At 38.9% G+C, this 16,947-nt stretch carries 12 protein-coding genes and 2 tRNA genes; 7 read left to right on the top strand and 7 right to left on the bottom strand.

Annotated features, from left to right (window positions below; genetic code table 11):
• Positions 1-3: 3 nt before the first annotated feature.
• The 4 genes from I2F17_RS04235 to rsmH are packed head-to-tail and all read right to left on the bottom strand — an operon-like array spanning position 4 to position 4,610.
• Complete coding sequence (locus tag I2F17_RS04235; RefSeq protein WP_211139166.1) at positions 4-1,503, bottom strand: UDP-N-acetylmuramoyl-L-alanyl-D-glutamate--2,6-diaminopimelate ligase; 1,500 nt, start codon at positions 1,501-1,503, stop codon at positions 4-6.
• A gap of 9 nt (positions 1,504-1,512) precedes the next feature.
• A complete protein-coding gene (gene ftsI / locus I2F17_RS04230) occupies positions 1,513-3,315 on the bottom strand; it encodes a penicillin-binding protein PBP3 (RefSeq protein WP_235985918.1) in 1,803 nt (600 codons plus the stop codon).
• 27 nt (positions 3,316-3,342) lie between these two features.
• Complete coding sequence (gene ftsL, locus I2F17_RS04225; protein ID WP_211139164.1) at positions 3,343-3,681, bottom strand: cell division protein FtsL; 339 nt, start codon at positions 3,679-3,681, stop codon at positions 3,343-3,345.
• Positions 3,682-3,683: 2 nt separating this feature from the next.
• The gene (rsmH, locus tag I2F17_RS04220) at positions 3,684-4,610 is read right to left on the bottom strand and encodes a 16S rRNA (cytosine(1402)-N(4))-methyltransferase RsmH (protein ID WP_211139163.1); all 927 of its coding nucleotides are present in this window, start codon (positions 4,608-4,610) and stop codon (positions 3,684-3,686) included.
• A 327-nt stretch (positions 4,611-4,937) separates the two neighbouring features.
• On the opposite strand from rsmH, the gene I2F17_RS04215 reads away from it, so the two are divergent.
• From I2F17_RS04215 to I2F17_RS04200, 4 genes are all read left to right on the top strand, one after another.
• Positions 4,938-5,276 carry a hypothetical protein gene (locus tag I2F17_RS04215; RefSeq protein ID WP_211139162.1) on the top strand — a complete coding sequence of 113 codons (339 nt, stop codon included), beginning with the start codon at positions 4,938-4,940 and terminating at the stop codon, positions 5,274-5,276.
• An 88-nt stretch (positions 5,277-5,364) separates the two neighbouring features.
• Positions 5,365-6,873 carry a glutamate--tRNA ligase gene (gltX, locus tag I2F17_RS04210; protein WP_196422153.1) on the top strand — a complete coding sequence of 503 codons (1,509 nt, stop codon included), beginning with the start codon at positions 5,365-5,367 and terminating at the stop codon, positions 6,871-6,873.
• Positions 6,874-6,935: 62 nt separating this feature from the next.
• Positions 6,936-7,011: transfer RNA gene (locus I2F17_RS04205), tRNA-Ala, on the top strand.
• 22 nt (positions 7,012-7,033) lie between these two features.
• A tRNA-Glu gene (locus I2F17_RS04200) sits at positions 7,034-7,109 on the top strand.
• Between the two features lie 113 nt (positions 7,110-7,222).
• Here the strand turns inward: I2F17_RS04200 and I2F17_RS04195 are convergent.
• Positions 7,223-9,346, bottom strand: a complete 2,124-nt coding sequence (locus tag I2F17_RS04195; RefSeq protein ID WP_235985914.1) for a TonB-dependent receptor family protein — start codon at positions 9,344-9,346, stop codon at positions 7,223-7,225.
• A 179-nt stretch (positions 9,347-9,525) separates the two neighbouring features.
• Between I2F17_RS04195 and I2F17_RS04190 the strand changes: the two genes are divergently transcribed.
• Positions 9,526-9,861, top strand: coding sequence for a hypothetical protein (locus I2F17_RS04190; protein WP_196422151.1), 336 nt, complete (start codon positions 9,526-9,528; stop codon positions 9,859-9,861).
• Between the two features lie 184 nt (positions 9,862-10,045).
• On the top strand, positions 10,046-10,846 hold the full coding sequence (locus tag I2F17_RS04185) for a DUF4198 domain-containing protein (RefSeq protein WP_211139160.1): 801 nt from the start codon (positions 10,046-10,048) through the stop codon (positions 10,844-10,846).
• Between the two features lie 48 nt (positions 10,847-10,894).
• Here the strand turns inward: I2F17_RS04185 and ettA are convergent, their stop codons facing one another.
• A complete protein-coding gene (gene ettA, locus I2F17_RS04180) occupies positions 10,895-12,556 on the bottom strand; it encodes an energy-dependent translational throttle protein EttA (RefSeq protein ID WP_196422149.1) in 1,662 nt (553 codons plus the stop codon).
• A 318-nt stretch (positions 12,557-12,874) separates the two neighbouring features.
• On the opposite strand from ettA, the gene I2F17_RS04175 reads away from it, so the two are divergent.
• Positions 12,875-13,762, top strand: a complete 888-nt coding sequence (locus I2F17_RS04175; RefSeq protein WP_211139159.1) for an SDR family NAD(P)-dependent oxidoreductase — start codon at positions 12,875-12,877, stop codon at positions 13,760-13,762.
• A gap of 526 nt (positions 13,763-14,288) precedes the next feature.
• On the opposite strand, the gene I2F17_RS04170 is transcribed toward I2F17_RS04175, so the two are convergent.
• A complete protein-coding gene (locus I2F17_RS04170; RefSeq protein ID WP_196422147.1) occupies positions 14,289-16,649 on the bottom strand; it encodes a Tex family protein in 2,361 nt (786 codons plus the stop codon).
• Positions 16,650-16,947: the final 298 nt, after the last annotated feature.

The following is a 16,947-nucleotide window of genomic DNA, read 5'->3' as shown; positions in this document are numbered from 1 at the left end:
TCATTACCTCAGTGGCAGATATGTTTTTGAAAGCGAAGACGAGTCTATTAATGCATTTTTTAATTCAACCATATCATCAAAAAAATGCTTCACACCGTCTATATCTTGATAATTTTCATGGCCTTTACCTGCAATCACAACAACATCACCTGCTTGTGCCTGTTGTGTGACATAAGCAATTGCATCACGGCGATGATCGATTTGATAGGCATGATACGTAGAAAAATCTATCCCTGTGGTCATATCATTAAAAATCTGTTGTAAATTTTCTGTTCGTGGATTATCTGCAGTCAGTACAACCACATCAGCCTGTACCAATGCAATATTGGTCATCATTGGACGTTTTGTACGATCCCGATCACCACCACAACCGAAAACCACCCACAATTTACCTTCGACATGCTTTCTCACACTACTTAAAGCTTGCTCTAATGCATCTGGTGTATGTGCATAATCAATAATAAAAACTCGATGCTGATCATGCATAACTTGCATACGCCCAGGTGCTCCAACCAACTGAGGTAATTGATCCACAATATGACGTAAATTTATCCCCAAAGCATGTATCGTTGCTAAACTTGCCAATAAGTTGTCAATATTGAATTGACCAAGCAATGGACTAGAGATTGCCATCACCCCTTGTGGGCTGTGCAAATCAAACGTTACGCCATCTAAACTATACACAATATTACGAACGTAAACGTCTGCTTGACTATTTTCTCTAGAGTACGTTATGAGCTGAGGTTGTGCAGTATTATTTTTTACAGCCGTTTGCATAACAGAAGCATAATCATCATCAATATTAATCACTGCAACTTTCAGTGTTGAAAATGAAAAAAGTTTAGCTTTGGCTTTGGCGTAATCTTCAAAGGTACGATGATAATCTAAATGGTCATGACTTAAATTACTGTAAATCGCAATTTCAATATCAGTTCCAACTAAACGCCCCTGATCTAACCCATGTGAGCTGGCCTCTAACGACACATAGTCAGCGCCTTGTTGCTTAAATTGCATCAATCGTTGTTGTAACTGCAAAGCATCTACTGTGGTATGAGTAGATGGTTCTAAATGAGGTAAAATACCGTGGCCTGCTGTACCCATCACAGCAACTGTACGCCCTGTAAACATCAATAGTTCAGCGACCAATCTTGAAATGGTTGTTTTACCATTCGTTCCTGTAACTGCAATCACTTTAGGCGCTGTAACTTGCAAACAATGCTGTAAATATTGGCGTTGCCATTGCCCCATTTGCTGACGAACATGAGGAATAATAAGTGTATTTACACCCTCAATTTCAGACTCAGAAATAATGCCTAACGCCCCTTTTTGTATCGCACTTTTTGCAAATATCGCTATTTTTTCTTGCTGTGAAAAACTATTTAGTGCAATAAAAATTTGCCCTTGTTTTAACTCACGACTGTCTAAACAAAATCCTTTCAATGGCTGGGTAAGCCAAGGAAAGTCTGCTTTTACATCACAGAGATCTTGAAAGCACATTGACATAAAAGCACCTTATTTTTTGAGATTTGTCGGCTGTAATGGTTTGTCTAAAGGAACATTGAGCAAACGTAACGTTTCTTGCATAATTCGAGTAAATACAGGTGCAGCGACAACCCCGCCATAGTACGCACCTTGTGGATTTTCAACCACAACAATCATGGCAACTCTAGGGTTACTAATTGGGGCAATCCCTGCAAATAAAGCACGATATTCAGAGGTAGAATATCCTTTACGATCAGGATTTAATTTGTGTGCAGTTCCCGTTTTACCACCCACTCGATACCCTGGAATCTGTGCTTGTGTGGCTGTACCACCCGGCTGTGTAACTTGCTCTAACATACCCACAATTTGATCTGCAATTTTAGCAGATAGCACTTGTTTTCCTTCAGGGGGCTGTTCTAAACGATACAATGACAATGGCATTTCTTTACCATGATTGGCTAACATGGCATAGCCTTGTGCCAATTGTAAAACAGTTGCATTTAAACCGTAGCCATATGCCATCGTACCAATTTCAGACACATTTAAATATTTTTGTGGCAAAATCAAACCTGCACTTTCTCCAGGAAAACGTACTGCAGACTTTGCACCAAAACCAAATCGTCTAAATGCATTCGGTAAAGTCGTTTGTGGCAAAGATAACGCGATTTTAGCCGACCCCACATTCGATGACTTAATAATAATTCCTGCCAAGGTCAGCACACCATGGTCATGTGTATCTCTAATGGTATGTGACCCTATACGCATTGAACCAGGATGAGTATCGATAATAGATGTTGATGTATATTTGCCACTCTCAAGTGCAGCAGCCATAGTAAACGGTTTCATGGTTGAACCAGGTTCAAACATGTCAATTGCACCACGGTTACGCATCGCATCTTTGTTATTTAAATCATTTTTATCATTTGGATTGTATGATGGCCAACTGGTCATGGCCAAAATCTCACCTGTTTTCACATCTACTGCAATGGCTGTAGCAGATCGAGCATTGTTTGCAACACCTGCGGCCGTTAATTCTCTGTACATTACATACTGAATACGTGAATCAATACTTAATGTAAAGTTTTCACCATTTTCGACCGGACGAATAATTTCAGGGTCGCGTACTCGATTACCAAACTTATCACGAATCGTCGTTTGTAACCCAGACGTTCCTGCAAGCTCTTTATTGAGCTTCATTTCCAACCCTTCCACGCCCTTACTGTCATTATTGGTTAAACCAATAATTTGCGCATTAGGTTGTGGCTGTGGGTAGTAACGTTTGTATGATTTTTCAGTATAAAGCCCCTGAAAATTACGTGCCATAATGGCATCTGCTTCAGGTGGTGGGACTTCTGTTTTAAGTACCAAATATCTCGATTTAGGATGCGCTTGCATACGTTGTTTTAACTCTGCACGACTCATTCCTACAGCATCAGCCAATTCATCTAGATTAAAATCTTTATCTGGCAGTTTTTGTTTTGCCTTATGTTTTTTTCCATCAATAGCAGGTGCTGTCATCTGATCATAGATTTTTTTGTTTTCATAGTAATCTGCTGTGTCCATGATAATTTTCATAATCGGTGAACTAATCGCAAGAGGCACATCATTACGATCACTAATAACGCCACGCATAGGCTCAACTGTTTGATCACGCTGAATCACGGCATTGGCTTTATCTTGTAAAAAGTCTTTATTAATGACCTGTACATAAAAAGCCCTGCCGATCAGTAACGTAAAACATGCCACCACAATTAGCCAGATAAAATAAAAACGTCCCTGACTCAAAGTCGCCACTTTAGGGGTGACTGAAGGAGTCACTTTATTTTGATTCATTGTTTTTTTTTCAGCCATACCACAACCTTATTTTTTTGGCGCTAACGGCGGTAGAGCAATCACCACTGTTTCTGCTGCTGGTGGTGAAAACATCCGTAATTGTGTGACTGCTCGTGTCCCAATTTGGGATGTTGAACCAAATGTTTGTTGTTCAATCAACAAACGTGTCCATTCAGCATTTAAGTCATCTTGCTCTTTTAAATACACCGTCATTTGTCTGTAGTCGTGCCGATATTCAAATACTTCAAACACCACCATAATTGCACTCACACAAATCAAGAGAACCAAAAATGCATACAACATGGTTTTTTTATGACCTTGGCTAAATTGAGACTCTAAACGTGTATCTACAATACTTTTTTTCATGCTTATTCTTCTATATCACGCGGTAACCCTGCTGCAACGCGTAACCATGCGCTACGTGAACGTGGGTTAATTTTCACTTCTTCAGGACTTGCACAAACACGTGCAATTTTTTTTAAACGTCGTGTATCTTGTTGTACGATAGGTAACCCCCAACCATTGTCTTCTGGCAAGGTCGATTCTTTTTGTATAAATTGTTTAATCATTCGATCTTCTAAAGAGTGAAAACTAATCACTGCCAAACGTGCATCGGGTTTGAGCATATTTACCGCCTGTGGTAAAAATGCCTCTACATCTTCTAATTCTTTATTAATGGCAATACGAATGGCTTGGAACGTACGAGTTGCTGCATGCTTCTTTTTTTCCCATTTTGGATGGGCTTTTTTGACCAGTTCAGCCAATTCTGCTGTCGTTTCAATATCTCCAGCCATTTTAATGGCTTTAGCAATACGACGGCTGTATCGTTCTTCACCATATTTATAAATTGTGTTGGCCAACGTTTCTTCATCGATATCTAAAAGCCACTGCCTTGCGGTGACACCTTTAGAATTGTCCATACGCATATCAAGAGGGCCATTATTCATAAAGCTAAAGCCACGTTCAGCTTGGTCAAGTTGTGGCGAAGACACACCAAGGTCAGCCATAATGCCATCAACGTGCTGTATGCCTCGGTGCTTTAGCTCAACCTCTAAATCAGCAAAGCTGGCATGAATAATTTGAAACCGTGCATCTTCTTGCGCTAACTCAGATGCTGTTTGTAAAGCCTGAGGGTCTTTATCAAACGCATACACTCGACTTTGCGCATCGAGCTTTGACAGCAATAAACGCGTATGTCCACCACGACCAAATGTTGCATCCACATATATTCCTGTTTGACGATGTGCCAAAAGTGCATCTATTGTTTCATTAAGCAGTACAGAAATATGTGACATAAAATCGTATCAAAAAAAATTAATGGTATAGTCTACTATTATCACGATGATATTTAACTCTGCCAAACAACTTTTTGTAGGAAAATATTAATATTTAATCATTATTTGCTTTTTTCTCAACTTTTTGTTCAAAAATGGCCCATAAGTGTCCGAATCAGCCATAAAATCATCTAAAAAATTAAATCACACCGTTTAAAATGCACTTATCCATGATTAGTTCATACTTAAAAGATAAAAATAAGATACAATATCAGTATAAAATCACTACATACAATAAAACAAAGCAGCATCGTACATTGCTTTGTCAAATTGATCGGAGCATTTATCATGTCGTTTGTACGTTTTGCGATTCTCATACTCTCTTGCAGTATGTATATCAACATTGCACAAGCAACTACTATGGCAAGTCATCTTCAATTGAATAGTCAATCACACAGTACTCATAGCTTATTTATTCATCAAGATGTACTTAATCAACCACAGTTACAACTGTCAGAAAATGCACTCAATAAGCAAAAACAAAATTTAAATAACCCATTATCAGAGCATGATGATCTTGTCTTGCTAAATACCATTCATGCTGCACCCACCCAAAATTTTTTTGCAGCACAGCAACAACGCTTTTCTCGGTTTTTACAAAATCTATTTTCATTATGTAATTCATAGCCATCAAACTTTGGCAATGACAACACCCTATCACCACCGTTATTTTTCGTTATAATGCATATTAACTAAAAAAGATTTCGACCTCATTATGACGACTGTACGCACACGTATTGCACCCTCTCCAACAGGTTTCCCACATGTTGGTACTGCTTATATTGCACTGTTTAATTTATGTTTTGCCAAACAACACGGTGGTGAATTTATTCTTCGTATTGAAGATACTGACCAACAACGCTCAACCCCTGAATCTGAAAAAATGATCTTGGATTCACTCAATTGGTTAGGTCTCACATGGAGCGAAGGCCCCGATATTGGCGGCCCTCATGCCCCTTATCGTCAATCCGAACGCATGCATATTTATAAGCAATATGCACTAGAACTTGTAGAAAAAGGACATGCCTTTTATTGTTTTGCAACCGCAGAAGAGCTCGATGACATGCGTGCAGCACAACAGGCACGTGGTGAAACACCGAAATATGACGGCAGAAGCTTAGCACTAACAGACGCTGAAGTGAAACAACGCTTAGATGCAGGTGAACCACACGTCATTCGAATGAAAGTGCCCCAAGAAGGTACCTGTAAATTTAACGATTTACTACGTGGTGACGTTGAAATCCCATGGGCACAAGTAGATATGCAAGTGTTACTCAAAACAGACGGTTTACCAACGTATCATCTTGCCAATGTAGTTGATGATCATCTCATGCAAATCACACATGTATTGCGTGGTGAAGAATGGTTGCCATCTGCACCAAAGCATCAATTACTATACCAATATTTTGGTTGGGAGATGCCTACACTTTGTCACATGCCATTGTTACGCAACCCAGATAAATCTAAACTTTCTAAACGCAAAAACCCAACATCTATTAATTACTATAAAGATATTGGTGTGTTACCTGAAGCTTTACTCAACTATTTAGGTCGTATGGGTTGGTCTATGCCAGATGAGCGTGAAGTATTTACTTTACAAGAGATGATGGAACATTTTGATGTACAACGTGTATCTTTAGGTGGCCCTGTTTTTGATGTCGATAAACTCAATTGGCTCAATGGTCAATGGATTAAATCTTTAACCCCTCTAGAGCTCTTAACACGTCTTTTATCTTGGCAAAATAATCCAAGTAAATTACAAGAGATCGCTCAAGCAATTCAACCTCGAATTAACTTACTGTCTGAAGCGGTAAATTGGTCTACATTGTACTTTAACCACATGCCAAACTTAAATGCAGACATGTTTGTACATAAAAAGCTTACTCCTGAACAGGTGCGTCAAAGCTTACAATTTGCCATTTGGCGTTTAGAAAAAACATTCACATGGAATAACGACACAGTAAGTCAAATTTTGATGGATTTAGCCACTCAAATGGGCATCAAATTACGCGACTTCATGCCCACGTTTTTTATTGCCATTGCAGGTTCAACCAGCGCAACACCAATTATGCAAGCGATGGTCACCATTGGACCAGATCTTACCTATGCTCGCTTACGTCATGCGCTCGACATTGTCGGTTCACCAAGCAAAAAAGAGTTAAAAGTATGGGAAAAACTCAATGAATCTCTACAATTGCCGAAAAATGATGCAATCGACTCATAAATCTATATTTTTTTCTTGACGTGATCGCATCTTCACCCTAATATAGCGCTCACACAGCAACTGGGGTCATAGCTCAGTTGGTAGAGCGCTACAATGGCATTGTAGAGGTCAGCAGTTCGATCCTGCTTGACTCCACCAAATCGCTTGTTTGTGTATATATGTCCCTATCGTCTAGAGGCCTAGGACATCGCCCTTTCACGGCGGTAACCGGGGTTCGAATCCCCGTAGGGACGCCAAATTCTAAAAAGCCACAACACATGATGTTGTGGCTTTTTTTTATGTCTATTTATTCTTTTGAACAATAAAAAAGATACGGCGAACCGTACCTTTTTTTATTGAGTAAAATAAATTAAAAATCAAAAGAAGTTTGAATAAAGACTGTTCGTGGTTGGCCAGTAAACTTTCCACCATTGGCATCAGAAGAGCGTGTGAAATAGTTTTGATCAAATATATTTTTCATCCCAACGGCAGCTTTTAGCCCTTTGACATGTTGGCTAAAATCATAACCAACACGCATAGAGAATGTACTATACCCCGGAATATTGCCATACATTCCAAGAGAATCTTCAACCACCAAGTCATCTTTGTTTGGGGCAACTTGTTTTGACTGTGCAAAACTGTCCGCATTGACAACCCACTGCTCGTATTTATAGCCCAAACCGACATTCGCCACCCATCTTGAGTAAAACGAAATATCTTTACCTTTTCTTGTGCCTGCTGCTGCGGTTGCATGAGTATATGTTAAATTAACATAAGCAGAAAAACCATTGAGCTTGTCTGACCATTGACCAAAATCGTAACTCGTACCAAATTCAAAACCGAGGTGCTTTGTTGCACCTAAATTTGTCCAACCTTCAGTACCTGCTAAATTATAACGTAGTAATTCTTGGTCAAAGTCGATATAAAAGACCGTAAATTCTGCAGCAACCCCTTGGCCTAAATAGTGTGTGCCTATCTCATAGTTTTTCGCTTTTTCAGGGCTTAACCCTGCTGTCTGCGACACAGCAAGTTTACTAGTATCGTCAATTTTAGCCATTTGGCTATATTGTTGTGGTCCAAAAGATACCCCGTAATTTGCAAAAATATTCCACTGCTCATTCACACGATACAAAATAGATAAATTAGGTAACAGCTCATCAGAGTTCACTTCAGTAGCTACTTTATTTTTTACACTATTGTTGCTGTTCAATTTATAATAATTTTCTTTACTTTTAATCGACTCAAAACGTAGTCCCGGTGTAATAGACCAATTATTCCATTGTGTTCGATGATCTAAGTACACCGCATGTGCTTTGGTACTTCCATCTGCCGCACTATACCCATCTACATTTAAAGGTGCTGTACCACTTTTATACCATGCACTACGGCCAATATACTCTTGACTATCTTCATCTAAATAACGATAACCTACTGAAATTTCATTGCTTGTTGTACCTAAAGCATATGCATGAGAGAAACGAGGCTCAAATGCTGTTACTTTATAGCTACGAGGTGCATTTCTAAGTTGTGTTTTATTTTTATCGGTATCGTTAATTTTTTCCATCACAGCATTACGGTATGTATCTGTATGATAGGCCAGCAACTCAAATTGATTAACATCATCACTATAGCTATATTTCAATGAACCATCAGTCCGATGCCCTGAGAAAAAATCATAAGATTTTACTGACTGATTTGGTTCTACGCGATATTGCTTGACAGTTAATCCACCGGGCATATCTGCCTTTGCATCATAACGATGAACATTAAACTCAATATTATTATGTGAATTGATACGGTATGCCGTTTTAACCAACACATCATTAATATTATTATGGTCATTACTGTCTCTATAACCATTACCTTGTGTTCCTGAATATAAAACAGCCAAACCCAAACCATTTTCAAAAGTTGTTCCTAAAAACACATTTGGATTCATTTTTACATGGCCATTTTTGGCAATTTCTTGATTAAGCCCAATATTGCCTGTCAATGTTTCAGGAATAGCACGGGTATTAAAATTAATAATTCCACCCACATTTTGTGGCCCAAAACGCACCGAACCTGCACCGCGAATAACATCAATAGATTCAATATTACCTAAACTCGTTGGAGCAAGTGACAACTGTGGTTGGCCATACGGTGCAAAAGCCAAAGGTATACCATCCATTAAAACCGTTGAGCGAGGTGAAAAACGTGAAGTTAAACCACGCACGCCAAAGCTTAATGACAAATCACTGCCTGCTGTGCCTACATTATCTTGTACTTGTACACCAGGGACTTGTTTTAATGCATCTTTGATGGTCATTGATGCCGTATCATTCATTCGTTGGCGTTCAATAATTGTTCTTGCCCCAGCATGTTCAAATATTTTTTTTGTTGTTACATCATCTAACCAGTTTCCTTGCGCTTGTACTGTAATCGTGTCTAGCATCGTTTCATTCGATTGTGCATAGGTAAAAGATGAACCCAAGCCCATACAAGCAATAGACATGGCCACTGTTGTTAATTTTGTGTGTAAAAAATACATAGTTTAAATAATTGATTACATAAAGTTACACAAATAATAGCAAATGAACCATATTAAACAATAACTATTCTCAATGATTTATATTTTTTCTTTTTTTCATACACACTGTTAAAATAGATAAACTATGTTTTTTCGGAATCTGTATGCAATACCGTTGCCCTAAATGCCAAAGTGCCAAACTTATGCCAATTGCTCAAGGTAATGGCGCTCGGCCTGATGTACCTAAAAGCCTAATCACGTTAATTTTTTCTATTTTCCTCCTTTTACTGCTCGTTATTTCAAGCATTGTGATGTGGATTTTTAGCAATGGAGCAGGCAGCAATCTACAAATTGCTACGGTTATTGTCTTTTTGATTACTGCAGGCTCAGGCTTTATGTTTTGGCGTGATTTACCTCAATTTAAACAATCTATGCAAACGTTTATGCAATCGCAAAAAATGTGGAAGTGCCGTGAATGTCAGCATCAGTGGCAAAATTAACACCCTCACTGATCAGGAGCGTCTTCGATAACGTCGTAAGCGCTCTTCGATGCCTTATTTAGATTAAACCTACTTTTTTATATCAGATAATACTATTCAAATATATAATTCTCTTTATAATAATGATTCTCAATTCTATTTATAGCAATATAGATATTTCTAGTTCATCAGTCAGGATTTTCCCATGAAAAAAATTCTTGTTGCTACTGCACTTGTTTTTTCTGCAACAGTATCTGCACACCAACCTTATGTTTCAACACTTGTTGGAAAAACTGAAAACTCTCGCACACCAATTATTGCAGGCTATGCCGAAGAAGCCCTTAGCAGTGAAGCAGCACTCAAAAAAGCTGTGTTTTCTATTGTGGATCCAGACGCTCAAGTCAGTCAAATTACACCTGAAACATCACTTAAATCCGCAACCGTATTTGACTTAAACCTTCCTAAAGAAGGTACGTACAAAGTTCATTCGACAATTTCGTACAATATAAAATATGCACTACAAGACAAAACTTGGCATATGTTTTTAGACATGCCTGCAGACAAAGCACCTGCAAAAGCAAGCCGTGAATATCTCATTCCAAGTGACTTTAAAAAAGCACCTGAGACTGTAGATATCGCAAGAGAATGGACAATACAAAGTTATATTAGTAAAAAGCAAATCACAGCCATCAAGGAAGTAGAACTTGCACCCATTGATTTAACCTTTAATATTCATCCAAATGAGATTAAAGCCAATCAAGATGTCATTATACATGCGCATAATCACAATAAAGACCAACACTTAGGCGAAATCGAGATTTCTGTACGTAAAATTGGTCAATCCGATGAGCAAGCCAAAACACTCACCACCAACAAAGAAGGTGAAGCAAGCATGCGATTTGCAACTGAAGGTCAATATTTAGTTGTAGCAACCACAAAATTTAATCCTCAAGTCAAACCGACCACACAGCGATATACAATTGTTAGTTTACATGTTACACACTAATTGAAAATATAAAAAAACCAGCGTTATACGCTGGTTTTTTTCGGTCAATTAAGCACCAATTTTTCGATATTTTGCACGTTTTGGTCGTGCATCTTCGCCAAGTTTCTTTTTACGATATGCTTCATATTCAGTATAGTTACCATCGAAGAATTCAGGGCCTTCATCTTCAAATGCTAAAATATGTGTTGCAATACGGTCTAGGAACCAACGGTCATGCGATACAACCATAACCGTACCTGGGAAGACCAAAATTGCATCTTCTAAAGCACGTAAAGTTTCAACATCAAGGTCATTTGATGGTTCATCAAGTAACAGTACGTTTGCACCTTGCTGTAAGATTTTCGCAAGCTGTAAACGGTTACGCTCACCACCTGACAAATCCCCTACACGTTTTTGCTGATCCGAACCTTTAAAATTGAAGCGACCAATATATGCACGAGATGCAATCTCATAGTCACCCACTTTTAAAATATCCAAACCACCAGAGACTTCTTCCCACACGGTTTTACTGTCATCGAGTGCTTCACGAATCTGCCCAACATAGGCCACTTTAACCGACTCACCAACTGTTACAGTTCCTGTATTGGGTTGCTGTTCACCAGTCATCATACGAAATAGCGTGGTTTTACCTGCACCATTTGGCCCAACAATACCCACAATCGATACAGGTGGAACAGAAAAGCTTAAGTTTTCATACAGCAAACGATCGCCAAAAGATTTACTGATATTTTCCACTTCAACCACTTTATTACCTAAACGTGGGCCAGGTGGAATGTAAATTTCAGACGTTTCGTTACGCTCTTGGAACTCTTTTGAGTTGAGTTCTTCAAAACGTTCCATACGCGCTTTGTTTTTCTTTTGCTGACCTTTGGCATTAGAACGCACCCACTCCAGCTCTTTTTTCAGTGCTTTAGCAAATGATTCTTCTTGCTTATTTTCTTGCTCTAGGCGGGCATTTTTTTGCTCAAGCCAAGTCGTATAATTTCCTTGATAAGGAATACCATGACCACGGTCAAGCTCTAAAATCCATTCAGCCACGTTATCTAAGAAATAGCGGTCATGGGTAATTGCAACAATGGTACCTGCAAAATCTTTTAAGAAACGTTCTAACCAAGACACCGACTCTGCATCTAAATGGTTGGTTGGTTCATCGAGTAAAAGCATATCTGGCTTAGACAACAACAAACGGCATAAGGCAACACGACGACGCTCACCACCCGAAAGTTTATTGACATCTGCGTCCCACGCAGGTAAACGCAATGCATCTGCAGCTTGTTCCATTTGATTGGTTAAGTTGTGTGCATCCCAAGCATGGATAATGGCTTCAAGTTTTTCTTGTTCTTTTGCCAAAGCATCAAAATCTGCATCTTCAGCAGCATATTCTGCAAATACTTCATCTAAACGCGCCAACGCATCTAGCGGTTCTCTTAAACCATCTTCTACATTACCGCGTACATCTTTATTTGGATCTAACGGCGGTTCTTGCTCTAAATAGCCAATTTTAATACCAGGTTGAGCACGTGCTTCGCCCGAAAAGTCTTTATCTACACCTGCCATAATACGAAGCAGTGTGGACTTACCCGCACCATTTAAACCTAGTACACCAATTTTCGCACCCGGGAAAAATGAAAGAGAGATGTCTTTTAAGATTTCACGCTTCGGTGGAACCATTTTAGACACTCGATTCATTGTATAAATATATTGGGCCACAAAGACTCCTCAATGAAAATAGTGATCGTGATATTGCTTTAACTACTGATCACATTATACCTTAAAGCCATCAAAATATAAGGCATGATTGTTATCAATCATGTATATCTCTTTCTTTAGGTCTAATTCATGACCCTCAATTTACCAAACGCATCACCAATGATTGATTTACATGCCAATCAACAATACAGGTGATTTTATCATTATTTTAAGGCGATATTTTGCTATGATTTAACCTTGGTAAAAGATGGGGTTTTGACATATCTATTTACAACCTCACCACTGCTTTTTTAGATAGACTCAAGCTAGGTAAATCTCGTGAAGAAAAAATTAGAGCAACTTTTTCAAGACCAAGTTCAAGGTAAAGTGGCACTTATTACAGGTGCATCTAGCGGTATTGGCCTGACCATTGCAAAACGTTTGGCTCAAGCAGGTGCGCATGTTTTATTGTTGTCTCGTACCGAAGAGGATTTATTTAAAGTCAAAGCAGAAATTGAACAAGCGGGTGGACATGCATCGGTTTATCCGTGTGACCTTAATGATATGAATGCAATCGATGCGTGTACTTCAAAAATCTTGGCTGAAGTTGAATATATTGATATTTTAATTAACAATGCAGGGCGTTCTATTCGCCGTGCAGTTGAAGAATCCTTAGACCGATTCCATGATTTTGAACGTACCATGCAACTCAATTATTTTGGTGCAGTACGTTTGGTACTCAATCTACTTCCACATATGATTAAACGTAAGAACGGCCATATTATTAATATAAGTTCAATTGGTGTATTGGCCAACGCTACGCGCTTTTCTGCTTATGTGGCGTCAAAAGCCGCTTTAGATGCATTTAGTCGCTGTTTAGCCGCAGAGGTACACCGACATAAAATTGCCATTACTTCGGTCTATATGCCTTTAGTACGTACACCAATGATTGCACCCACCAAAATATACAATTATGTGCCTACACTATCGACCGAACAAGCAGCTGATTTAATCGCAGAGGCAATTGTTAAACGCCCTAAAAGTATTGCAACACATTTAGGACGTTTAGCATCGATTAGTTACGCCATTGCGCCAAGTGTTAATAACACACTTATGTCGATTGGTTTTCATCTTTTTCCAAGCTCAAGTCGCTCTCGCGGTGAAAAAGAAAAGTTAAATCTGATTCAGCGCGCGTATGCTAAAATTTTCCCAGGTGAACATTGGTAAAATAGGCTTAAATACCATCTAATATCCATTTTATCGCTAAATAACACCCATTTAAAACGAGGGAGTAGATTGCATTATAGTGTCTGCTCTTTCATTACGATACGATGTAAAACGCATCATTGAGCGTTCTAAATGAACACGTCCAAATACCTCAAATACGTCATTCAATATTTTGTAAAATATGGTCGTGCTTGATTTAAAATATGCATAGCATCTTAAAATGGCAATAAACAATAAAACGTTCTAATGAATCAAGATTATTTAAAGTTTGTATACCTTATTTCTCAATAGATTTTTATGAATTTATACATGATTTAAAAGTGATTTGATGTAATCACTCGCTTTGGAGAGGTATTACACAGTTTATGTAACTACATAAATATCATACTTACATCACAGCTTATTTTTGTTTTTAATCCCATGTGCTCAGCTTAGCAGCATTCATATTCTTAAATATCTGTGCTAAACAGTCAAAGCAGACTATTTCGACCTACTTACGTCAAAATAGTCTGCCAACTGACTGGATTTACTTGTTGTTTTTAATACCTGCTTGTAATAACAGTGCACCTAAACCACCAATTTTTTGCTCTTGTGGTTTATCTTGCTTAGTACGCTGTTTGTTTTGAGGGGTTGTATTGGCACGTGGTGAAGTACGTTTGTTCGATGTTTTCGTTGCTGCAGATACATCACTTGGCTTTTCACGACGTGTTGTCACACGTTGTTGCTTCGCTTCTGCTTGTGAACCCTCTGGACGCATACTCAAATTCACACGTTTACGCTCAACATCGACATGTATTACACGCACTTTAACAATTTGACCCGGTTTAACAATTTTTTGTGGATCAGCCACAAACTCATTGGCCAATTCAGAAATATGTACTAAACCATCTTGGTGTACACCCACATCAACAAAAGCACCAAAGTTTGTCACATTGGTGACTACACCTTCAAGCTCAAGACCTTCTGTTAAATGAGCGACTTCAACAATGTCATCACGAAACTTTGCTGTACGAAATTCAGGGCGTGGATCACGACCGGGCTTTTCCAATTCACTCAATACATCTTTGACGGTCAATATACCAACTTGAGCTTCATCGACAAACTGTTCGACATTCACTTTACGAATAATTTCTGTTTGACCAATCAGGTCTTGTACAGAGACGTTTTGTGCTTGTGCGATGCGTTCAACCAAATCGTAGCTTTCTGGGTGTACTGCAGATGCGTCAAGTGCTTGCTCACCTGCATGAATACGTAAGAATCCTGCTGCTTGTTCAAATGTACGCTCTCCTAAACGAGGTACATTTTTTAATGTTTGTCGATTGGTAAATTGGCCATGTGCTTTACGATATTCCACAATTTGTTGTGCAATGGCTTTATTGAGGCCAGCAATGTGCGCCAAAATCGCAGGAGAAGCTGTATTCACATCAACCCCAACTGCATTTACACAATCTTCAATCACTGCTTCAAGTGCGGTATTTAAGCCTGTTTGATTGACGTCATGCTGGTATTGCCCTACACCAATTGATTTTGGATCAATTTTTACCAATTCAGCCAATGGGTCTTGTAAACGGCGTGCAATAGATACCGCACCACGAATCGACACATCTAAATCAGGTAATTCTTGGCTTGCAAGCTCACTTGCAGAATATACAGATGCACCTGCTTCGCTTACAGTTACACGAGTAAGCGTTAAATCAGTGTTTTCTGCCATCATTTCTGCAATCACATTTTCTGTTTCACGACTTGCAGTACCATTACCAATGGCAACAAGCTCGACAGAAAAATCGCGACATAGACGTGCTAATTCTTGTTTAGCGCCTGCTTTGTCTTCTTTAGGTGCAAATGGATATACAGTACTGTGTGCGACCACATCACCCGATGCGTTCACAACAGCCAACTTCACGCCTGTACGTACACCAGGATCTACCCCCAAAGTACAACGACCACCTGCAGGCGCAGATAAGAGTAAATGGCGTAAGTTTTCTGAAAATACATCTACAGCTTCAGCTTCAGCAGCTAAACGTTTTTCTGTTAATAAGCTATGTTCAATTTGTGGGCGAATTTTTGCCGACCAAAACAATGTGGCCGTTTGTTGTAAAAATGCTTGTCTTGCCGCAGGCTGTATTTGATCTAATGTATAATTTTGCCAAATGGCAGCCAGTGGCGCATCATTTTCGCCATCAATTTTCAGGCCTAACACATTTTCTTGACGCCCACGCAACATGGCCAATAAACGATGTGATGCAACTTTATTTAAATTTTCTGAAAATTCAAAATAGTCTCTAAATTTTTTACCCACTTCTTTCTTTTCATCAGAAGCAACAGCACTTTTTAAAATGGCAGTTTTGGCAAAAATTTTCTTTAGCTCTACAGACAAGGCAATATTTTGCGCCCACTCATCAATAATAATGTGTTGAACCGCATCAAGCTGGCTTTCAAGATCTGCATAGTCTTCATGACTAAACCCGACAAGTGCCTCTTGAGGGTCGATGTCTTGCGTTAAAATCTGTGTTGCAATCGGGCCTAAACCTGCCTCTTTTGCTTTGAACGATTTACTGCTACGTTTTGGACGATACGGCGCATAAATTTCTTCTAACGCATTTTTTGTCGTTACTGCATTAATACGTGCAAGCAAATCGTCGTTGAGTTTTTCTTGCTCAGTCAATGATTGAATGACTTTTTCACGACGCTCGTTTAAGTCGCGTAAATAGTTCAAACGGGTATCAAGCTGACGTAACTGCACATCATCGAGCCCCTGCGTAACCTCTTTACGGTAACGTGCAATAAACGGCACGCTTGCACCTTCATCAATCAAACGAATTGCAGCTTCTACTTGGTTCGGACGTGCGGCAATCTCACTTGCCAACTGCTGAACGAGGTCAGTCATCGTATGGAATCCTACTTAAGGAACATAAACTAAAGGCCAAGATTATAAAGGCCATGCTTGTAAAATCTACAGCTAGAACAATAAAATTTGTGTTTTATCGCAATAAATTGGGCTAAATAGGATTTTGATCGTCTCAATAGATCTATTTTAACACCATAAAAAGCCATATTGCCCTTTCTTTTCAAGTCAAGTCAAAGCACTAAACCTATATCTATATTGTATATTTTTATACAATTCACTGCATTAATACATAGCCATAGATAGGGTTATCGCATTATACTCAAAAGATCTAAAATGA

It is taken from the genome of Acinetobacter baretiae, from assembly GCF_015627105.1.
GTDB classification, from domain to species: domain Bacteria; phylum Pseudomonadota; class Gammaproteobacteria; order Pseudomonadales; family Moraxellaceae; genus Acinetobacter; species Acinetobacter baretiae.
Note: the sequence above shows the minus strand (reverse complement) of the source record. Positions and strands in the feature narration are given on the sequence as shown.